Origin of the sequence: Aquitalea sp. (genome assembly GCF_030150775.1) — a bacterium.
Lineage (GTDB): Bacteria > Pseudomonadota > Gammaproteobacteria > Burkholderiales > Chromobacteriaceae > Aquitalea > Aquitalea denitrificans.
The window spans coordinates 16,370-37,430 of sequence record NZ_JASLFG010000038.1 but is presented as its reverse complement, the minus strand read 5'-3'; the positions used below and the strand labels follow the sequence as shown (position 1 = coordinate 37,430).

21 protein-coding genes are annotated in these 21,061 nt (G+C 59.9%); 12 read left to right on the top strand and 9 right to left on the bottom strand.

The genetic code is table 11. The features are described from left to right. Positions 1-2: 2 nt before the first annotated feature. The 4 genes from QVF59_RS14065 to QVF59_RS14050 all read right to left on the bottom strand — a co-directional run bounded on the left by QVF59_RS14065 (position 3) and on the right by QVF59_RS14050 (position 4,675). Positions 3-716: a CoA transferase subunit A gene (locus QVF59_RS14065; RefSeq protein WP_287880752.1), complete on the bottom strand. Its 714-nt coding sequence runs from the start codon at positions 714-716 to the stop codon at positions 3-5. Positions 717-739: 23 nt separating this feature from the next. Continuing rightward, positions 740-1,516, bottom strand: a complete 777-nt coding sequence (locus QVF59_RS14060; protein WP_287880751.1) for a 3-hydroxybutyrate dehydrogenase — start codon at positions 1,514-1,516, stop codon at positions 740-742. A 61-nt stretch (positions 1,517-1,577) separates the two neighbouring features. Beyond that, positions 1,578-2,969: a GntP family permease gene (locus tag QVF59_RS14055; RefSeq protein ID WP_287880749.1), complete on the bottom strand. Its 1,392-nt coding sequence runs from the start codon at positions 2,967-2,969 to the stop codon at positions 1,578-1,580. Positions 2,970-3,259: 290 nt separating this feature from the next. Further along, positions 3,260-4,675, bottom strand: a complete 1,416-nt coding sequence (locus QVF59_RS14050) for a sigma-54 interaction domain-containing protein (protein WP_287880747.1) — start codon at positions 4,673-4,675, stop codon at positions 3,260-3,262. Between the two features lie 135 nt (positions 4,676-4,810). On the opposite strand from QVF59_RS14050, the gene QVF59_RS14045 reads away from it, so the two are divergent. Next, positions 4,811-5,170 carry a carboxymuconolactone decarboxylase family protein gene (locus QVF59_RS14045; protein WP_287880746.1) on the top strand — a complete coding sequence of 120 codons (360 nt, stop codon included), beginning with the start codon at positions 4,811-4,813 and terminating at the stop codon, positions 5,168-5,170. A 210-nt stretch (positions 5,171-5,380) separates the two neighbouring features. Further along, positions 5,381-6,688: an NAD(P)/FAD-dependent oxidoreductase gene (locus QVF59_RS14040; RefSeq protein ID WP_287880745.1), complete on the top strand. Its 1,308-nt coding sequence runs from the start codon at positions 5,381-5,383 to the stop codon at positions 6,686-6,688. Between the two features lie 30 nt (positions 6,689-6,718). On the opposite strand, the gene QVF59_RS14035 is transcribed toward QVF59_RS14040, so the two are convergent. Next, positions 6,719-7,087, bottom strand: a complete 369-nt coding sequence (locus tag QVF59_RS14035) for an Mth938-like domain-containing protein (protein WP_159879338.1) — start codon at positions 7,085-7,087, stop codon at positions 6,719-6,721. Between the two features lie 245 nt (positions 7,088-7,332). Between QVF59_RS14035 and QVF59_RS14030 the strand changes: the two genes are divergently transcribed. The 10 genes from QVF59_RS14030 to QVF59_RS13985 all read left to right on the top strand — a co-directional run bounded on the left by QVF59_RS14030 (position 7,333) and on the right by QVF59_RS13985 (position 16,557). Continuing rightward, entirely contained in the window at positions 7,333-8,562 is a 1,230-nt protein-coding gene (locus QVF59_RS14030) for a pyridoxal phosphate-dependent aminotransferase (RefSeq protein ID WP_287880793.1), read from the top strand. Positions 8,563-8,701: 139 nt separating this feature from the next. Then, entirely contained in the window at positions 8,702-10,012 is a 1,311-nt protein-coding gene (locus tag QVF59_RS14025) for a homoserine dehydrogenase (RefSeq protein ID WP_287880743.1), read from the top strand. Between the two features lie 50 nt (positions 10,013-10,062). After that, the gene (locus tag QVF59_RS14020) at positions 10,063-10,410 is read left to right on the top strand and encodes a hypothetical protein (protein ID WP_287880742.1); all 348 of its coding nucleotides are present in this window, start codon (positions 10,063-10,065) and stop codon (positions 10,408-10,410) included. Between the two features lie 26 nt (positions 10,411-10,436). Then, entirely contained in the window at positions 10,437-10,859 is a 423-nt protein-coding gene (locus QVF59_RS14015; RefSeq protein ID WP_159879332.1) for a hypothetical protein, read from the top strand. Between the two features lie 2 nt (positions 10,860-10,861). After that, positions 10,862-12,271, top strand: a complete 1,410-nt coding sequence (thrC, locus tag QVF59_RS14010; RefSeq protein WP_287880791.1) for a threonine synthase — start codon at positions 10,862-10,864, stop codon at positions 12,269-12,271. Between the two features lie 185 nt (positions 12,272-12,456). Beyond that, entirely contained in the window at positions 12,457-13,131 is a 675-nt protein-coding gene (gene flgA, locus QVF59_RS14005; RefSeq protein WP_287880741.1) for a flagellar basal body P-ring formation chaperone FlgA, read from the top strand. Positions 13,132-13,201: 70 nt separating this feature from the next. Beyond that, the gene (flgM, locus tag QVF59_RS14000) at positions 13,202-13,501 is read left to right on the top strand and encodes a flagellar biosynthesis anti-sigma factor FlgM (protein ID WP_159879328.1); all 300 of its coding nucleotides are present in this window, start codon (positions 13,202-13,204) and stop codon (positions 13,499-13,501) included. Between the two features lie 25 nt (positions 13,502-13,526). Next, on the top strand, positions 13,527-13,991 hold the full coding sequence (locus tag QVF59_RS13995) for a flagella synthesis protein FlgN (protein ID WP_159879326.1): 465 nt from the start codon (positions 13,527-13,529) through the stop codon (positions 13,989-13,991). Between the two features lie 108 nt (positions 13,992-14,099). After that, complete coding sequence (locus tag QVF59_RS13990; RefSeq protein WP_159879324.1) at positions 14,100-15,020, top strand: CobD/CbiB family protein; 921 nt, start codon at positions 14,100-14,102, stop codon at positions 15,018-15,020. A 121-nt stretch (positions 15,021-15,141) separates the two neighbouring features. After that, entirely contained in the window at positions 15,142-16,557 is a 1,416-nt protein-coding gene (locus tag QVF59_RS13985) for a DEAD/DEAH box helicase (protein WP_287880739.1), read from the top strand. 122 nt (positions 16,558-16,679) lie between these two features. On the opposite strand, the gene QVF59_RS13980 is transcribed toward QVF59_RS13985, so the two are convergent. From QVF59_RS13980 to QVF59_RS13965, 4 genes are all read right to left on the bottom strand, one after another. After that, on the bottom strand, positions 16,680-17,246 hold the full coding sequence (locus tag QVF59_RS13980) for a LutC/YkgG family protein (protein ID WP_287880737.1): 567 nt from the start codon (positions 17,244-17,246) through the stop codon (positions 16,680-16,682). Continuing rightward, positions 17,243-18,643, bottom strand: a complete 1,401-nt coding sequence (locus QVF59_RS13975) for a lactate utilization protein B (protein ID WP_287880735.1) — start codon at positions 18,641-18,643, stop codon at positions 17,243-17,245. Before QVF59_RS13975 ends, QVF59_RS13980 begins: the two co-directional genes overlap by 4 nt. Continuing rightward, complete coding sequence (locus QVF59_RS13970) at positions 18,640-19,395, bottom strand: (Fe-S)-binding protein (protein WP_287880733.1); 756 nt, start codon at positions 19,393-19,395, stop codon at positions 18,640-18,642. Before QVF59_RS13970 ends, QVF59_RS13975 begins: the two co-directional genes overlap by 4 nt. Positions 19,396-19,488: 93 nt before the next feature. After that, entirely contained in the window at positions 19,489-20,826 is a 1,338-nt protein-coding gene (locus QVF59_RS13965; protein WP_287880731.1) for a methyl-accepting chemotaxis protein, read from the bottom strand. Positions 20,827-21,061 lie beyond the last annotated feature (235 nt).

The window sequence follows — 21,061 nt, the reverse complement described above, 5'->3', positions numbered from 1 at the left end:
CTTCATGCCTCCGTCAATGCAGTGCTGCGCACGGTGCGCTGTTCGATGCGTTTTTCGGGATGCGGGTTGAGCACCAGTCGCTGCACAAAGATACCGGGGGTGTGGATGGCATCCGGGTCCAACACGCCGTTTTCGACAATCTCTTCCACCTCGGCCACGGTGATGCGTCCGGCCATGGCCACATTGGGATTGAAATTGCGCGCGGTGCGGCGGTAGACCAGATTACCGGCGCGGTCGGCCTTCCAGGCCTTGACCAGGGCAATGTCGGCAAACAGCGCTTGCTCCAGAATGTGCTGGTGGCCGTTGAATTCGCGCACTTCCTTGCCTTCGGCCACCAGCGTGCCGTAGCCGGTGCGGGTGAAGAAGGCGGGGATGCCGCTGCCGCCAGCGCGCAGTTTTTCCGCCAGCGTGCCTTGCGGGGTGAATTCCAGCTCCAGCTCGCCACTCAGGTACTGGCGTTCGAATTCCTTGTTTTCGCCGACGTAGGACGACACCATTTTGCGGATCTGCCGGGTTTGCAGCAGTTGCCCCAAGCCAAAGCCATCCACCCCGGCATTATTGGAAATGGCGGTGAGATTGCGCACCCCGCTGTCGCGCAGCGCGGCAATCAGTGCCTCGGGAATGCCGCACAGGCCGAAGCCGCCCACGGCAATGGTCTGGCCGTCGGCCACAATGTCCGCCAGTGCGCTGGCGGCATCCGGGTAAAGCTTGTTCATTGCATTGTCCTTGCTTGCTTTGCTTATTGGGCAGTCCAACCGCCATCCATGGCCCAGGCGGCACCGCGTACTTCATCGGCAGCCGGGCTGCACAAAAACACGGCCAGCGCACCCAGTTGCGCCGGGGTGACAAACTGGCCGGAGGGTTGTTTTTCGGCCAGCAAATCGTGCTGGGCCTGCTGCGGGTTGATGCCCTGTGCGCTGGCGCGGTCGGCAATCTGCTGTGCCACCAGCGGGGTGAGCACCCAGCCCGGACAAATGGCATTGCAGGTGATGGGGCTGTGGGCGGTTTCCAGTGCCACGGTCTTGGTGAGGCCCAGCACCCCATGCTTGGCTGCCACATAGGCAGACTTGCCGCTGGAGGCCACCAGCCCGTGGGTGGAGGCGATATTGATGATGCGGCCCCAGCCGCGCTGGCGCATCAGCGGCAGCAGCAGGCGGCTGGTGTGGAAGACCGCGCTCAGGTTGATGGCCAGCACCTTGTCCCACTGCGCTGGCGGAAAGGCTTCGATGGGGGCTACATGCTGGATGCCGGCATTGTTCACCAGAATGTCCACGCCGCCGGTTTCGTGTGCGGCAAAGGCACACAGTGCGTCAACCTGGGCCGGGTCGGACAAATCGGCCGGATGATGCCAGGCCTGCACGCCGGTGGCGCGGATGTGGGCCAGTGCTGCCTCAACATCGCCAAAGCCGTTGAGTACGATATCGGCCCCCGCTTCGGCCAGTGCCAGGGCAATGCCCAGACCGATGCCGCTGGTGGAGCCGGTAACCAGCGCGGTTTTGCCTGCCAGTGTTGTCATGTTGATTGTCCTGTCTGGCCCTGCACAGCGCAGGGCCGGGGTAGGGGATGGCTGGATGGAATCAGACCAGTCCGGTGAGATAGAACACGCTGATCACGAAAAACACCGCCAGCGTCTTGATCAGGGTGACGGCAAAGATGTCGCGGTAGGCCTCGCGATGGGTGAGGCCGGTGACCGCCAGCAGGGTGATCACCGCGCCGTTATGCGGCAGGGTGTCCATGCCGCCACTGGCCATGGCCACCACCCGGTGCAGTACTTCCAGCGGAATGCCTGCCGCCTGGCAGGCGCTGATGAACTGCTCGCCCATGGCGGCCAGTGCAATGCTCATGCCGCCGGATGCCGAACCGGTGACGCCGGCCAGCGTGCTGACCGTGACTGCGGCATTCACCAGCGGATTGGGGATGCTCTGCAAGGCATGGCCAATCACCATGAAGCCGGGCAGGGCGGCAATGACAGCGCCAAAGCCGTATTCCGATGCGGTGTTCATCGCGGCCAGCATGGCACCGGCAATCGCTCCCTTGCTGCCTTCGGCAAAGCGCTCCTTGATGGCGGGCCAGGCGGTGAGAGCTACAAAGGCAATGCCCAGCAGCAGGGCGGCTTCCACCGACCAGATGGCGGTGACGGTGGAAATCTGGGTGGTAACCGGCTTGGCCATGCCGGCCAGATGCAGTTCGTGACTGCTGCCGTACCAGGCGGGAATCCAGCGGGTGAAGGCAAAGTTACTGATGCCGATCAGCAGCAGCGGCGCGATGGCCAGCCAGGGCGAGGGCAGGCTGCTGGTGTCGACGTGTTCCGGCTCGTTGCGCAAATCGGTGCCATAGCCTTCACCGCGCGCCATCAGGCTGCGGCGGCGCCATTCCAGATAAGCCAGCCCCACCAGGGTGATGAATACCGCACCGCAAATACCCAGTGCCGGAGCAGCCCAGGCGGTGGTCTTGAAAAAGGTGGTGGGGATGATGTTCTGGATTTGCGGCGTGCCGGGCAGGGCGTCCATGGTGAAGGAAAACGCGCCCAGCGCCACGGTGCCGGGAATCAGCCGTTTGGGAATATTGCTCTGGCGGAACAGTTCGGCGGCAAAGGGGTAGACGGCAAACACCACCACAAACAGTGATACCCCGCCATAGGTCAGCAGCGCGCACACCGCCACGATGACGGCGATGGCACGTTTCTCGCCGATAAAGCGGATGACGGCGGCAACGATGGATTTGGAAAAGCCCGACATTTCCACCAGCTTGCCAAACACCGACCCCAGCAAGAACACCGGGAAGTACAGCTTGATGAAGCCCACCATCTTGTCCATGAACAGTCCGCTGAAGGCGGGCGCCACGGCGGAGGGGTCGGTCAGCAGCACCGCGCCCAGGGCAGCCAGCGGTGCCATCAGGATGACGCTGTAGCCGCGATAGGCGGCCAGCATCAGGAAAAACAGGGCCAGCAAAACCACGATAAAGCTCATGGTGTATCTCCTCATATTGTTGTATGGCCTGTGCCAGACCGGACGATCATGGGTATGCCCCATGTCGCTGCCTGGATATTGCAGGAAGCGTGCCAGAATTTCTATCTGTTATAAATCAATGATTTAGTGTGATTTGTGAACGTTGGGGTCACGGATTGTCTCGATTTGGAGACGAGCAAGGTGGCATCGTCGGCTGGAAAGCCTTGTGGCAGCAGGGAAAGCGTGAAAGTCTCGCTTTGTAGACGTCGTCTCTTTGTGGAGACGACATAAAAGAATGATCGCGCTGCGATTCAGAATTGGCTGGGGTTGATGCCCAGCGCAGCCAGTTTTTTGTACAGGGTGGCGCGGCCCATGCCCAGTTGGCGCGCCGCCGTGGGGACATGGCCATTGGCCTGTTGCAGCGCCTGGTGCAGCAATTGCGCCTCGAAGTCGGCTATCTGCTGCTGGTAGCTGGCCGCACCGGCTTGGGGGGTGTTGTGGATGGGGCCCAGCAGTGCCTGGATGTCGGCCTCGTCCAGTAAGCTGCCCTGGGCCAGCATGCTGGCGCGCTCCAGGATATTGCGCAGTTCACGTACATTCCCTGGCCAGTGATAGGCGGCCAGCCGCTGCAAGGCGGCATGGCTGATCTGGCTACGTGCCAGATGACCATGGCGCGCCAGTTGACCCAGCAGTGCTTCGGTCAACTCGGGCAGGTCTTGCAAGTGTTCGCGTAGCGCTGGCAGGTGGATGGTCAGCACATTCAGCCGGTAATACAGGTCGGCACGAAAGCTGCCGGCCGCCACTTTTTCTTCCAGCCGGGTCGAGGTGGCGGCAATGATGCGGATATCGGCGCGCAACACCCGGTTGGCACCCAGTTGTTCGAATTCCTTGTCCTGCAATACCCGCAGCAGCTTGGCTTGCAGGCTGGCCGGCATATCGCCTATTTCATCCAGAAACAGGGTGCCGCCATCGGCCAGTTGCAGCTTGCCGGTACGGCCTTTTTTATCCGCTCCGGTATAGGCGTTGGGACTGGCACCAAACAGTTCGGCTTCCAGCAGGGTGTCCGGGATGGCCGCCATGTTCAGGCTGACCAGCGGCTTGCCGGCGCGCGGCGAGGCGGCATGGATGGCATGCGCCAGCACCTCTTTGCCGGTGCCGGTTTCCCCCAGCAGCAATACCGCGCCTTCCAGCGGGGCGGCCAGCATGGCCTGGCGGCGGACTTCGCTGATCTGGCTGCTGTGGCCGACAAAGTCGTCAAAACTGTATTTGGCGCGCCGGGCCTGGGCCAGCGATTCGCGCGTGGCCGCCAGCTCCTCGCCCAGCCGGGCAAATTTGGCTACCAGCGGGGCCAGTGATTGAATCTGGTCGAACAGGGCAAAACCGACCGCCCCCACAATCTTGCCGCTGGCATCCTTCAGTGGCAGCCGCGTCACCACCAGTTGGTCTTTGCCGGTGGGCATGATGTCCAGCAGCATCGGCACGCCGGTTCTCAGCACTTCGCGCATCTGGCTGTTGGGGATGACGTTTTCCACTGGCTGCCCCAGTGCGCTGGCCGGGTCGGTAAAGCCAAAGCGTTCGGCATAGCGGGCATTGATCCAGATGATGCGTGCCTGTTCATCCACAATCACCGTGCCTTGGTAGCTGTCGTCCATGTGCTGGAACAGCGACTGCATCGCCCATTGGCGCACGTGGTCGTAGTCGGCCAGTTCATTGCTGGAGTGGGGCACGGCGGGTCCTTGCAGGCGATGGGATGCTGCAGATTACCACGCGGGATTTTTTCTGTGGCAGGGCGCAATTCAGTCTTGATTCAATATATAAAAATATATAATATAAAAATGAATTTAATCTGGAAGGAGAGAGCAATGAGTCACGACTACACCGGTTTGGCCCAGGAGCTGGGCAGCAAGCTGGCCGAATTCCGCCGCGAAATTCCCGATACCATGAAAGGCTTTGGCCAGATGAGCCGCGCCGCCCATGCCGATGGCGCACTATCCAACAAAACCAAGGAGCTGATTGCGCTGGCCATCGGCATCGCCAACCGCTGTCAAGGCTGTCTGGCTTTTCACAGCAAGGCCTTGGTGGAACTGGCTTGTACGCGGGCGGAGTTCATGGAAATGCTGCAGGTGGCGGTATACATGGGTGGCGGTCCGTCGCTGATGACGGCTGCCGAAGCCTTGCAGGCATTCGAGGAGTTTGGCGGAGAGCATGCGCCCGCAGCCTGAGCGGAAGAGATGGCCAGCAACACAAAAAGCCGCAGCGTCGGCTTTTTTGTTTTTCCGCGGCAGCAGAGGGCTGCTGCGCTGTAACTACGGTCAGTCCTTTCCTTGAAGACAAGGCCAAGGGCGATCCGTACTGTGCGCACAGGTGGTGGTCGTGTGCTGTCTTGGCCGACTGCTGCCATCTCCCCCTCATCCTGTTCATGGAGAACGCACATGACACATTCAGCCATGCCAACCATTCTGATTGTTGGTGGTGGTGCCGCCGGCCTGGAGCTGGCTTCCCGACTGGGACGTAGCCTGGGGCGGCGTCAGCAGGCCCGGATCGTGCTGCTTGATTGCGCCCCCACCCATATCTGGAAGCCGCTGCTGCACGAGGTGGTCAGCGGCGCACTCAATACCGGGATGGATGAGGTCAATTACTTCTCCCATGGCTATCACAATGATTACCAGTTCGAATACGGACGCATGCTGGGCCTGGATTCGCAGCGGCGCCGTATCCGTCTGTCCGAGGTGCGGGATGGCAATGGCCAGTTGCTCTGTCAGGAGCGCGAGTTGGCTTATGACTGGCTGGTCATGGCGGTCGGCGCACAGGCCAACGATTTCGGAACGCCCGGCGTGGCGGAATACGCCATGTTCCTCAACAATGTGGCTGATGCCCAGCGCTTGCGTTTGCGCATTCTGGAGCTGGCATTCGCTGTTGCCCATGCCCGGGACGCAGGAAAGACATTGAACATCGCCATCATCGGCGGCGGAGCCACCGGGGTGGAACTGGCCGCAGAGCTGCATCGCGCCTTGTTCGAATTGCATTTGTACGGAGGCAGGCTACCACCCGAATGCGTGCAGATCTGCGTCATCGAAGGCGCAAAGCATCTGTTGGGGGGCGCAATACCGGCCTTGTCGGCATTTGCCGAGCAGCAACTCAGGGCGAGTCAGGTCAGGGTGATGACCGATAGCAAGGTGGCCAGGCTCAAGGCCGGGGCGGTGGTGCTGCAACAGGGTGAGGAAATGGCGGCCGACATTACGGTCTGGGCTGCAGGGGTCAAGGCTCCGGACTGGCTGGCCGGCCTGGAGGGCGTACGCTGCAATGACAAGCAGCAGTTGCTGGTGGATGGGCATTTGCGTTGCCAGGGCGTGCAGAACATCTATGCCATCGGTGATTGTGCCGCCACTCCCGGCGGGGAAGGCGGGCGATGCTTGCCGGCCACGGCGCAAGTGGCGCACCAGCAGGCGCGCTGGTTGGTGGATGAGCTGAAGCTGCAGCTGACTGGGCAGCAGGGGCCGGCTTTCCGCTTTCATCCGCATGGCATGCTAGTGGCGCTGGGCAGGCAGTGCGCAGTGGGCAGCCTGACTGGCATCAAACGGGAACATCTGGTGGCGGGGCGCGGCGCACGGCTGATCTACAACGGCCTGTACCGCCAGCATCAGCGGGTGCTGTACGGCTGGCGGCAGGCCGGGATGCTGTATCTGGGTGACAAGCTGCGAAAAAGTGCGCAGCCGGCCATCAAGTTCCATGGTGACTGAGCGGCAAGGGCGGTGCCAGGCCGGGGGCGTTCAGATGGCGAGGATGGCGGCAATCACCCGGCGGTCTTCCGCCATCAGGATATTGAAGGTGCGACAGGCGGCCTGGGTGTCCATCACATCCACGCCGATACCGGCATTGGTCAGGGCTGCCATCAGCTTCGGGTGGAAAAAGCGCAGGCTGGCCCCGGAGCCAAACAGCACCACCTCCGGCTGCATCTCCAGCAGCATGCTGAAATGCTGTTCGGCCAGGCTGGCAAAATCGGCCACGCCCCAGGGCTGCACGCTGTCCGGGGTGACGATCAGGTTGCCATCATGGCGTTCGGCATTGATCAATACATGGCCTTCGCCATAGCCGGTAAACAGGTTCTTGCCCAGTCCCAGGGCCTGATGCATTTTCATGAAGTCGATTTCCTGCAAGGAATAAAAATCAGCACGCAGCGCTGTTGCAGCCATGCCGGTATGGCGCGCACGTCGTCATGCAGTGCAACACGGATTGGGATAGGATTATACCCTGACCCGCCGGCAAGGTACGCTTTGCCCGTGGCCGGGACAGACAAGGGACTCCAATGAAAGACAACAAGCCGCGCCGCCGCCAGCATACCGCCGTAGCCGGGGCGCGGTCCGTGACGGAAAAACAGGCCACCATGCAGCCAGTACACAAATCGCAGAAGCTCGCCAATGTCTGCTACGACATCCGTGGCCCGGTGCTTGAGCATGCCAAGAAGATGGAAGACGAAGGCCATCGCATCATCAAGCTGAATATCGGCAACCCGGCTCCGTTCGGTTTTTTTGCGCCGGATGAAATCATCGAAGACGTCATTGTCAACCTGCCGTCGGCGTCCGGCTATTCCGACTCCAAGGGGCTGTTTGCCGCGCGCAAGTCCATCATGCACTACGCGCAGGAAAAACAGCTGCCCAATGTCAGCATGGACGACATCATCATCGGCAACGGCGTGTCCGAGCTGATCGTGATGGCCATGCAAGCCTTGCTGGACAATGGCGATGAAGTACTGGTGCCGGCACCGGACTACCCGCTGTGGACCGCCGCAGTCAGCCTGGCCGGTGGCAAGGCGCTGCACTACGTCTGTGACGAAGAGCAGGGCTGGTTCCCCAGCATCGACGACATCCGTGCCAAGATCACCCCCAATACCCGCGCCATCGTGGTGATCAACCCCAACAACCCCACCGGTGCCGTGTATCCGCCCGCACTGTTGCAGCAGATTGTCGACCTGGCGCGCCAGCACCAGCTGATCATCTACGCCGATGAAATCTACGACAAGGTGCTGTACGACGAAGTCAAGCACACCTCCATTGCCTCGCTGGCACCGGACCTGCTGGTGGTCACCTTTAACGGCCTGTCCAAGAACTACCGTGCCTGTGGCTATCGTGCCGGCTGGATGATTCTGTGCGGCGAGAAAAAACACGCGCGTGACTACATCGAAGGCCTGAACATGCTGGCCTCGATGCGGCTGTGTGCCAATGTGCCGGCGCAGTTTGCCATCCAGACTGCGCTGGGCGGTTATCAGAGCATTGACGATCTGGTGGCACCCAGTGGCCGGCTGGCACGCCAGCGCGACCTGGCGCACAAGCTGCTCACTGATATTCCGGGTGTGACTTGCGTCAAGCCACAGGGGGCCTTGTACCTGTTCCCGCGGCTGGACCCGAAAATCTACCCCATCAGTGACGACCAGCAGTTCATCCTGGAACTCTTGCAGGAAGAAAAAGTGTTGCTGGTGCAGGGCAGCGGGTTTAACTGGATTGCGCCGGATCACTTCCGCGTGGTATTCCTTCCTAACTCGGATGACCTGATCGAAGCAATTGGCCGCATTGCCCGTTTCCTGGCGCGTTACCGCCAGCGTCACGGCACGGCCTGATGCTGTATCCAGCCGACGGATGTCACAATCCGTCGGCTGAATCATCTGCCTGAAGACCTCCTGGCAAGCCGGCAGCCGCCGTTTTGCCAAGAGGCCGTCGGCCCGGGACAAAACACTAGAGACAGACATGGAGAATGTTATGAAGCCGATCAATATTGGCCTGATGGGAGTGGGGACAGTCGGTGGCGGTACCGCCACCGTACTCAAGCGTAACGCCGAGGAAATCAGCCGCCGCGCCGGTCGCCCCATCCGCGTATGCATGGCCGCCAACCGCGATGTGGCCCGCGCCCGCGAAGTGCTGGGCGAAGGCGTGCCGGTGGTGGATGACGCCATGCTGGTGGTCAACAATCCGGAAGTCGACATTGTGGTCGAACTGATCGGTGGCGACACCATCGCCAAGGAGCTGGTCCTCAAGGCCATCGAAAACGGCAAGCACGTGGTGACTGCCAACAAGAAGCTGCTGGCCGTGCATGGCAATGAAATCTTTGCCCGCGCCCAGGAAAAGGGCGTGATGGTGGCCTTCGAAGCTGCGGTTGCCGGTGGCATTCCCATCATCAAGGCGCTGCGTGAAGGCCTGTCGGCCAACCGCATCGAATGGATCGCCGGCATCATCAACGGCACCTCCAACTTCATCCTGACCGAAATGCGCGACAAGGGTGCCAGCTTCGCCGACGTGCTGGCCGAGGCACAGCGCCTGGGCTATGCCGAAGCTGACCCCACCTTCGACATCGAAGGCCACGACGCCGGTCACAAGCTCACCATCATGGCCGCGCTGGCCTTTGGTATCCCGATGCAGTTTGACAGCTGCTATCTGGAAGGCATCAGCAAGCTGGATGGCCGCGACATCAAGTACGCCGAAGAACTGGGCTACCGCGTCAAGCTGCTGGGCTTTACCCGCCGCACCGATGCCGGTGTCGAGTTGCGCGTGCACCCGACCCTGATTCCGGAAAGCCAGCTGATCGCCAACGTCAACGGCGTGATGAACGCCGTGCTGGCCAAGGGCGATGCCATCGGCCAAACCCTGCACTACGGTGCCGGTGCCGGCGCGCTGCCGACTGCCTCTGCCGTGGTGGCCGACATTGTCGACGTGACCCGCCTGCTGACCGCAGACCCGGAACATCGCGTGCCGCATCTGGCCTTCCAGCCGGACCAGCTGAAAAACCTGCCCATCCTGCCGATTGATGAGGTTTACAGCTCCTACTACCTGCGCATCGGTGCTGCCGATCGCGCCGGCGTGCTGGCCAATATTACCGGCCTGCTGGCAGAAAACGGCATTTCCATCGAAGCGCTGATCCAGAAGGGCTCGGCCAGCGAGGGCAATGCCGAGGTGGTGATCCTCACTCACCGCGTGCAGGAGCGTGCCATCAACGCAGCCATCGCCGCCATCGAAGCGCTGGAAAGCGTATCGGGCAAGGTGGTGCGCCTGCGCATGGAAGAACTCAACGACTAAGCAAGTAGTCGCCCGCTGCAGGCCAGGGGGCGGCAATGGAATGGTTGCGAATGGCAAGGTACTGGATGAATGGCGTGGGCATGGCCTGCGCTCTCACGGCATCGACTTTGTATGCCACGCCACTGACACCCGGTCAGCATAATCTGCTGCAGGGTTTTCTGATGCGCGGCTGTATCAAGCGCACGCCGGCCTCGGATGGGGCCAGCGAGCGCTCTGATGCCCAGGTTCAGAAATACTGTCAGTGTGCCAGTGAACATCTGGCCAATACCTTTACTTCGGAAGAGGTGATGGGCGTGCTGACCGGGCAGATCCGCAAGGATGACCCGCGCGGCAAGAAGCGGTTGGCGGAAGCCTCTGCTGCCTGCAGCCGCCATCTGGATGCCAGTGCCGCCGACTGAGACTCAGCTACCCAATGGAACACATTATGGCTACCCTCCCCAAACGCTTGCTGCTGTCGTTGCTGTTGTTGCCACTGTCTGCCTGGGCTGATACCACCAGCGGCAGTCTGGCGGACGATCCCAGCATGGCACCCTATGTCCAGAATTTCAGCCAGCTGATCAGCAAGGGCTGCATGACCAGCTTTGCCAATGACAGTGCCAAGCTCAAGCAGCTGGAACAGCAGCTTGGTCATGCCATTACCCAGCAAAACCGCAGCAGCTACTGTAGCTGTGCCGCCGACAAGGCCATGCAGGCACTGACCATGGATGACCTGAGCGAAGCCGTGGCCAACAGCATGTCCGGCAGCAAGACCGAGAGCGGCAGCAATACCTTCAAGGCCTTTTCACCCGAGATCAAGAAAAAGATCGTCAAGGCCAGTTTTCAATGTCTGGACAGGTTGACCAACTGATCATGAAGTACATCAGCACACGTGGCGGCATGCAGCCGCAAAGTTTCAGCGACATCCTGCTCATGGGCCTGGCTCCCGATGGTGGCCTGGCGCTGCCGGAAAGCTACCCGCAGATCAGCCGCAGCCAGCTGGATGCCTGGCGCGGTCTTTCGTATGCGGAACTGGCGTTTGAAATCATCCGCCTGTTCGCCACCGATATTCCGGAGGCCGACCTCAAGGACATCGTCACCCGCACCTACACCGCAGCCGTGTTTGGCAGCGAAGCCATCACCCCGGTCAAGCGCCTGTCCGATGGCCTGGTGATTCTGGAACTGTCCAATGGCCCGACGCTGGCCTTCAAGGACATGGCCATGCAGTTGCTGGGCAATCTGTTCGAATACGTGCTGGGCAAAAAAGGCCAGTCGCTCAACATCCTTGGTGCCACTTCCGGTGACACCGGCAGCGCTGCCGAATATGCGATGCGTGGCAAGCAAGGCATCAGCGTGTTCATGCTCAGCCCGGATGGCCTGATGAGCCCCTTCCAGCGCGCGCAGATGTTCAGCCTGCCGGATGCCAACATCCACAACATCGCCATCAAGGGCATGTTCGACGATTGCCAGGACATCGTGAAAGCAGTGCAGAACGACCATGCCTTCAAGGCCAAGTACCAGATCGGCACCGTCAACTCCATCAACTGGGCCCGCGTGGTGGCGCAGGTGGTGTACTACTTCAAGGGCTACTTCAACGCCACCAGCAGCAATGATGAACAAGTCAGCTTCTGCGTGCCGTCGGGTAACTTCGGCAATGTCTGCGCCGGTCATATCGCGCGTCAGATGGGCCTGCCGGTGCAGCGCCTGATCGTGGCCACCAACGAAAACGACGTACTGGACGAATTCTTCCACACCGGTGCTTACCGTCCGCGTGGTACGGCCAACACCTATGTCACCTCCAGCCCGTCCATGGATATCTCCAAGGCTTCCAACTTCGAACGCTTCGTGTTCGATCTGGTGGGTCGCGACGGTGCTGCCGTGAAGGCATTGTGGGCCGATGTGGATGCCGGCAAGGGCTTTGATCTGTCGGCCAAGCTGGCCGAGGCGGCGGACAAGTTCGGTTTTGTTTCCGGCAAAAGCAGCCATGCCGACCGTCTGGCCACCATCCGTGCGCTGGATGCGACCGATGGTGTGGTGGTGGATACCCATACCGCCGATGGCATCAAGGTGGCACGCGAGCTGCGTCTGCCTGGTGAAACCGTTGTCTGCCTGGAAACCGCGCTGCCGGCCAAGTTTGCCGATACCATCCGCGAGGCACTGGACCGTGACCCACCGCGCCCCGCTGGCTTTGATGGCCTGGAAGACCTGCCGCAAAAAGTGGTGGTGTTTGAGGCTGATGCCGGCAAGGTAAAAGCATTTGTGGAAGCCACACTGGCCGGTTGATACCCTCGGTCATCGTATATTCAGGACAAAACAGGCTCGACAGGGCCTGTTTTTTTTATGGATGCTGGCAACTGTTGGGCGATATTCAGCTCTGAATGCTGTGCTCGCCAGCAGGCCGGTGTTGCATCCGATCGGATGACTGCATTCCGGTACGCATGAGTAAACCTAGCGGATACAATGACAGGATGAAATTCCCTTATCTGATTCTGGCCTGGCTGCTGCCCGGTCTGGTACTGGCGGCGGGCAACCAGGACATGAGCGTGCTGGAAAAACTGGCCGACCGGTTCATGCAGCAGGAAGTCAGCCATCGCCAGGCCAGCTACAAACTGGGCAAGCTGGATCGCCGGCTGGTACTGCCCGTCTGCCAGAACCCCAGGGTAGATTGGTCCAATGCGGCGCAGACCAGCGGCAATACCGCCTTGGTGCTGGCCTGCCCGGATAGCGGCTGGAGCATACGCCTGCCAGTCAGTATCAATGAAAAGCAACTGGGCGTGGTGCTGACCCGTTCGGTCAGTGCCGGCGAAGTGTTGCAAGCGGGGGACGTCAAGTTGGTGGATGTGGCCAACCCGGCCATGGCGCGCAATGTGATTACCAGTCTTGATCTGGCGATTGGACAGAGCATGCGTAGCGGGGCACCGGCTGGCAGCTGGCTACGTTCCTTCATGGTGCATGCGCCATACATGGTAAGGGCTGGCCAGCCGGTCAAGGTTGAGGCGGGTGGTGATGGTTTCAGCGTGCTGTCCGAAGGCGTGGCTAATGGCAATGCTGCGGTGGGGGATGCCGTATCGGTGCGTCTGAGCGGCGGACGGGTGATTCGTGGCGTGGTGCAGCCGGATGGTACGGTCAGTCTGAGTTATTGATAAATATTTCAAGAGTTTGCTTTTTCAGCCGATAATAGAGAAACCCCTAGCTAGTTTGGAAGGTTCCGCCATGAAAATCGACAACTCGGGTAGTGCCGTTGCTGCCTATAGCGGCCAGAGCAAGCTGGCCCGACGCGATGCCGGCACGCAGGCCGCTGGTGTCGGATCAACCCCGACCGATAGCGTGAAAATCAATCCGCTGGCCAGCAGCATCAGTGCGCTGGAAGCACAGGCTGACACGGCCCCGGCCTTTGATGCCGCCAAAGTAGATGCCATCAAGAATGCCATTGCATCCGGAACCTTCTCGGTTAACCCGGAAAAGATTGCCGATAGCCTGATTGCGTCCACGCAAGAGCTGCTGAACCAGTAATCACCGGCACGATGGTCACGCTGCGATGACGCAAGAACAAGGTTTTGCCGAACTGTGCCGTGCCGAGGCCACACAAGTGGCCCGGCTGGTGGAACTGCTGCAGCAGGAGCAGCAGGTGATGATTGCCGGTCAGGTGCATCTGCTGGAAGATCTGGCTGACAGCAAAAGCAAGGTGCTGGACGAGCTGGCCGTGCACTCCCAGAGTCGTGCCCGGCTGATGAAGTCGCTTGGTCTTTCCGACAGCGATACCGTCTATATCTGGCTGGCGGACAAGCCTGAAGAACGTCAGGCTTGGCTGGCGCTGGAAGACCTGATCCACCGCGCACAGGGCATCAATCAGCTCAATGGCAGCTTCATTGAACAGCAACTGGGGCAGGTCGAGGAGTCACTGGCCGTGCTGCGCCAGGCCGCAGCTGCGACCCTAAGTTACGATCGCGGCGGCCAGCAGCCACAGCCGGTTGGCGGACGCCGTTTTCTCGGCTCTGCCTGATTCGCATTTCCCCTGACATGTCGCGCAGTACATGCGATGTGGTGGGCGTACCTGTCCCTTTGTGGTATCTTCGCGACTGGGCCTGAGCAAACCACCATCCATAATCTGATGACCCTGATTTCCCTGATATTTGCGCTGGCACTTGAACAGCTGCGCCCCCTGGGCAACCGTAACCGCGTATGGCATGTGTTTACCCGCTACGCCAACCACCTGGAACGCAACCTGAATGCCGGTGCCAACCGGCACGGCGTGTTTGCGTGGATGCTGGCCATCCTGCCACCGGTGCTGCTAAGCCTGGGGGTGTACTACGCGCTTTATGCAGCCAACCCGCTGCTGGCCATCCTGTGGAATGTGCTGGTGCTTTACCTCACCATGGGCTTTCGCCATTTCTCCAGCGCTTTTTCCGAGATTTCGCTGGCTCTGGCGGAAGGACGTGATCTGGACGCACGTATCGCGCTGTCCCGCTGGACTGGTCAGCCTGCAGCCGAGCTGTCGGTGGGCGAGATTTCCCGGCTGGCAATTGAGCAAGGTGTGGTAGACAGCTACCGCCATGTTTTTGGCACCATGTTCTGGTTTGTACTGCTGCCCGGCCCGTCCGGTGCCTTGCTGTACCGGCTGTGCAGCATGCTGGGACAGAAGTGGGGCAGCCGTCAGGCAGAGGAGGACCGTTTTGGCCGTTTTGCCGGTAGTGCCGCAGCCTGGCTGGACTGGCTGCCGGTACGCCTTACTGCCGCCAGTTTCGCGGTAATGGGCGATTTTGAAGATGCTGTTTACTGTTGGCGCTCGCAGGCAAGAACCTGGGGCAACTACGCCAACGGCATTCTTCTGGCCTCGGCGGCCGGTGCGCTGGGGGTCAAGCTGGGCGATCCGCTCAGACAGGATTACACCATCAAGTTCCGGCCCGAACTGGGCCTGGGTGACGAGGCAGATCCGGCCTTTCTGAAAAGTGCCGTCGGACTGGTCTGGCGTTCAGCCTTGCTATGGCTGTTTGTCGTCCTGTTGCTCAGTGTCGCCAACCACATGGCCTGATGCCTGCTAACCGCCGCCCCTGATGGGCGGCGTTGCCATTTTGGCTAGGCCATGTTCATGAACAAGGGGATGTGTCGCATGCTGCGATGACATCGCCCAACCGAATTGCAGGAGCACACACATGCTGTTTTCCGAACTCGGGCTGTCGCCCGAGATTCTTCGTGCCATTGAAGAACAGGGTTACGCCGAACCCACGCCGATCCAGGCCAAAGCCATTCCGCTGGTATTGTCCGGTCGGGACTTGCTGGCTGCCGCACAAACGGGCACGGGCAAGACTGCCGCCTTCATGCTGCCCATTCTTGAGCGCCTGAAAAAGTTTGCCAATACCAGTGTTTCCCCGGCCATGCATCCGGTGCGTGCACTGGTGCTGTCGCCTACACGCGAGCTGGCCGACCAGATTGGCGTGAATGTAAAAACCTATACCAAGTATTTGCCGCTGCGTGCTACCACCGTGTTTGGCGGCATGAATATGGATCCGCAGACTGCCGAGCTGCGCCGCGGTGTAGAGGTGGTGATTGCCACGCCGGGTCGCCTGCTTGACCACATTCAGCAGAAAACCATTCAGCTGAACAAGGTAGAAGTACTGGTACTGGACGAAGCGGACCGCATGCTGGACATGGGTTTCATTCAGGATATCCGCAAGATCATGAGCATGCTGCCCAAGGAGCGGCAGACACTGCTGTTCTCGGCTACCTTTGCGGCGGAAATCAAGCGCCTGGCTGCGGACTTCATGAAAGACCCGCAAACAGTGGAAGTGGCACGGCAGAATGCTACCAACGAGCAAGTGGAACAGCTGGTGTATTCGGTGGATGCCGGTCGCAAGCGCCATCTGCTGAGCCACCTGATCAAGAGCCGTGACATGAGTCAGGTCATCGTGTTCTGCAAGACCAAACTCAGTGCCGACCAACTGGCGCGTGATCTGAAGCGCGATGGTCTGGTGGCGGAAGCCATCCATGGCGACAAGGCTCAGGCTTCGCGCCTGGAAATCCTGTCTTCCTTCAAGGACGGCAGTCTGCGCGTGCTGGTGGCCACCGATGTGGCAGCCCGTGGCCTGGATATTACCGAACTGCCTTTCGTGGTGAATTACGAACTGCCCAATTCGCCAGAAGACTATGTACACCGTATCGGTCGTACTGGCCGTGCCGGTGCCAGCGGTATCGCCATTTCCTTGATGAGCCCGGCGGAAACCCGCCAGCATGAGGCCATTGAAAAGCTGACTCGCCAGACACTGACGCCGCAGGTGGTGGAAGGCTTCCAGCCGGGTGCAGCTGCGCCGCGTGAGGAATCGGCACCGCGTCGCGAGTTTTCCCGTGGTGAGGGTGGTCGCGACTATGGCCACTCGGCTGCACGTGCTCCGGTGCGGGAAGTCCAGCGCGATCCTATGTCGGTACCTGCGTCCGCACTGATGGCAGGCAAATCGGGTGAAGGCCTGAAAACCATCAAGCCTGCCGGTAGCAGCCGTCGCAGCCGCAAGGCGCAGCGCGAGGTTCCGGCCCTGCTGTTGCCGCCGCGCTACAAGGTGGAAGCAAGCCGCTGATTGCCTGCTGTGGCAACTAGGGAAAACCGCCTGTCGTCAGACCGGCGGTTTTTTCATGGTGCAAGCAGGCATGAAAAAAGGCCCCCGCAGGGGCCCAAGGAAGCAATGCTCCGTGCGTACAACTAAATAAAAATCACCAGCGCCACCATGGCTCCATGGGCGCCCATCACCAGGCTTTGTTCGATATCGGCGGTGCGTGACGAGCCGGAAATGAAGCTGCCAAAGCCGTGCTCCGCCATGTCAATGCGGGCATAGGCATCGCGCATGGTATCCACCATGGACTCACGCGGCACTACCAGCACCAGTTTCTGGGTGAGGAAATAAATGGAGCGGAAACGGTTGTCCGGATGGCTGACCCAGACCGTGGCATTTTCCGCTACCGCTAGCTGACCGGGTACGATGGCGACATCGACGTCGTGCCAGGCATGCGGGTCATCTACTTCTTCGTGGTTCGGTACGGTCAGATCGACGCTGCGGCCAGCCTCAGGCCAGCGCTCGGCAATGATGCTGGCCACGCTCTGTCCTGGCTGCATCTGTACGGCATCGCCGCCCAGATTACGGATCAGCGTGGCAAACGCTTCAAACTGGTTGTCGTAGCGGATAAACGGCACGGCATGGATGTCCGGCAAGGCTGTTGCTGCCGGGCGGTTGTGGCGGATGCGGGCCAGTATGCTGTCACGGGCGCTCATTGCTTGCCCTCCTTGTCCTTCTTGTCTTGATTACGCTGCTGGTACAGCTCCTTGAAGCTTTGTGCCGGCATGGGCGGAAGATCACGGCCAGCCCGGCTCCAGGCGCTATGACGGGTAAGGCTTTCCGGAATGATGGGCACCACCTTGCGCATGACCTTGCCACCCAGGTCGAACAATGCCGGGTGCTGGGTGAGAAAACGCATGGCCAGCAGGCCCATTTTCTTGCCGGCTGGCAGCAGGTTCTGGTCAAACGCCTTCTTGCGATGGAGTACCAGCTGTTCGTGCAGATTGATCTTGACCGGGCAGACATTGGAGCAGGAACCACAAGTACTGCAGGCAAAAGCCATGCTGCCGTGCTTTTTCATATCACGGCTGGGGCCAAGGGTGGAACCGATGGGGCCGGGAATGATGTAGCTGTAGCTGAAGCCGCTGCTACGGCGGTATACCGGACAGGTGTTCATGCAGGCACCGCACCGGATGCAACGCAGGCTTTGATAGAACTCCTCATTGCCCAGAATGTCACTGCGGCCATTGTCGACGATGACGATGTGCATCTCGCCACCAGGACGGGCCTGGTGGAAATGCGAGGTATAGGTCGTCACCGGCGAGCCGATGGCCGAACGCGCCAGCAGCCGGGTGAACACGCCCAGGTGTTCCAGCTTGGGGATGATTTTTTCCAGCCCCATACTGGCGATGTGAATGGGCGGCAGGCTGGTGCCAAGGTCGGCATTGCCTTCGTTGGTGCACACCACCACGCCACCGGTTTCGGCAATGGCAAAGTTGACCCCGGTCAGGCCGGCATCGGCGGTCAGGAAGTGCTCACGCAGATTGGCCCGTGCCGCGTGGGTGAGGTAGGTGGGGTCGTTATTGCCGGCTTCGGTACCCAACTCTTTGTGGAACAGTTCGGAAATCTGCTCTTTCTTGAGGTGGATGGCCGGCATCACGATATGGCTGGGCGCTTCGTGGCGCAATTGCACGATGCGCTCGCCCAGGTCGGTATCCACCACCTCGATGCCGCGCTGTTCCAGGTAGGGATTCAGCCCGCATTCTTCGGTAAGCATGGACTTGGACTTGACCAGCTTCTTGACCTGCCGTGCTGCCAGAATGCCGTGCACGATGCGGTTGTGCTCGTCGGCATCGGCTGCCCAGTGCACGGTGACGCCATTCTTTTGTGCATTGGCTTCAAACTGGGCCAGGTAATCGTCCAGCTGTGACAGGGTATGGGCCTTGATCTCGCGGGCCAGCCGGCGCAGTTCTTCCCATTCCGGCAGTTGCTTGGCCTGGGCATCACGCTTTTGCCGTACCCACCAGATGGCGCTGTCGTGCCATTTGGCCTGTGCGCGATCCTTGAGGAATTCTGCCGCAGCCTGCGGGTGTTTTACGCTGTCGTCCTTCATGTGCGTTCTCCCCGACCGGTGAGGATTTCCACGATGTGCAGCGGGCGGATCTGCTTGCCTTGATGGCGGATGATGCCGCCCATGTGCATCAGACAGGAAGGATCGGCACCGACGATGTATTCCGCGCCGGTGGCCTCATGCTGGGCAATGCGGTCCTCGCCCATGGCCGTGGATAGCTCGGGCTCGTCAACGCAGAAGGTGCCACCAAAGCCGCAGCATTCGTCACGGCGTTCCGGCAGCAACACTTCCACACCATCAACCAGCTTGAGGATGTCTTCCAGCCGCGAGTGGTAGGGCATCATCAGTTCGGACGGGCTGGCGTGGTGCAGCTCACGCAGGCCGTGGCAGCTCTGGTGAATGGACACCTTGTGCGGGAAGTACACCGGCTTGGGCAACTTTTCCAGTTTCAGCACATCCTGTAGAAATTCGATGATTTCATACACCTTGGGCTTGAGCTGCTGATAGTCACGGTTGTCGGCGATATACCAGTCGTAGTGGTGGGTTACATGGGAGACGCAGCTGCCAGAGGGCGCAACGACATAGTCATACTGATGGAAGACATCGGTAAAGCGCTTGGCTGCATCACAAGCGCCCTTGCTGTCGCCGTTATTAGCCAGCGGCTGACCACAACAGGATTGCTGCAGCGGATAGTCCACCTCGCAATCCAGGCTTTCCAGCAGTTCGAGTGTGGCCATGGCCACATGGGGAAACAGTTCGTTGATGAAACAGGGAATGAACAGGCCGATTTTCATGGTGCGCAGGGCCTCCGACAGGCAGGAGCAGGGTTCAGGTTACATTAGATAATGTCCATGCTGCTGCTGCCAATTCGGATTTACCCTTGGGCGCTAGGGCCTGCTCTGCTCTTGCTGGCTTTTCATGTCGGCAAAGCGGCTTACCACCTCGACAACGCCCTTGGCCTGGTGGTTGATGCGGGAAATGGTTTCTCCTACCCGCTGGGATAGCTGCACGTTGCCATTGGCCTGTTCCAGCAGGCTGTCCATGCTGGATACCGCGGTACGGGTATGTACCTGGATATCCTGCACCATGCTGTTGATTTCCACTGTAGAGCTGGATGTACGCTCTGCCAGCTTGCGCACTTCGTCTGCCACCACGGCAAAGCCGCGTCCCATCTCGCCGGCGCGGGCTGCTTCAATAGCGGCATTCAAGGCCAGCAGATTGGTTTGGTCGGCAATTTCCTTGATGGTTTGCACGATGGAGCCGATTTGCTGTGAACGATCCCCCAGTTTTTGCACCTGCTGACTACCACGTTCAATATCACCGGCCATGGTCATGATTTCCTCGATGCTCTGTTCGATGTCAAACACCCCGGCATTGGCCAGTGACTGGGTTTCGCGCGCGGTAGCGTAAGCCAGCAGTGCCGACTCTCTTTCCATGTGTTGCAGGGAGATCTGGGCGGTGATGTCTGTAGCAAACTTGATGACGCTGCCAACCCGGCCTTGCTCGTCCAGTACCGGGTTGTAATTGGCTTCCAGCCAGATCAGCTTGCCATCGCGGCTCTGGCGCAATATGCGCCCGCTGTAATGCTGGCCGCTACGCAAGCGCTCCCATAGCGCGACGTATTCCGCACTGGCGGCAAACTCGGCAGTGCACAGTATGCGATGTGGTTTGCCAATCAGGCTGTCACGGGTATAACCGGTGGCTTGCAGGAAATTGTCATTGGCATTGAGGATCAGGCCATCCGGCGTAAATTCTATTTCGGCCATTGCCCGGTTGATGGCTTGCAGGATGGCCTGGTTACGGGTGGCTTCCGCGACATTGCGACTGATATCGGTTGCCAGCTTGATGATGCTGACAACATGGTTGTTTTCATCCTTGACCGGGGTATAGGTTGCCTGCAGCCAGATGGTGCGGCCATCTCGGGTAAGGCGGCACACTTGGCTGCGATAGAACTCGCCACGGCGCAGCCTTTCCCACAGCTGCCGATAATCCGTACTGACCGAGTATGCTGGCTCGCACAGCAGGCTGTGCGGTTTGCCCAGCAGTTCATCACGGGTGGCATAACCCATGGTGTCGAGGAAGTTCTGATTGGCATCGGTAATGCAGCCATCCGGGCTGAACCGGATGAGCGCCATGGAGTGATCCAGTGCGTTTTCCAGCTGCTTGCTTGCAGAAAGTTGCCTCTCCAGGCTGGCAATCTGTTGTTTCAGGTGCTGATTGAACATTTATCTTATCCCCGAACCCGTATGGGCTTTTATAATTTGTTATAGAAGATGGCTGTGGGGTGATGAAAGCCTTGAAAGAACCCCAATTTGCAATATCACGAGCGGAGACAGGCAAACTCCGGCCAGGAAAATGGCTGATAGTTTGCTTAGTGAAATTGGGTTGGTATTTATGACTTGTTATGACTTATATGTAATGGCTTGTGTATTACTGCTGTTTTGCTTTGCTGCGCTCACT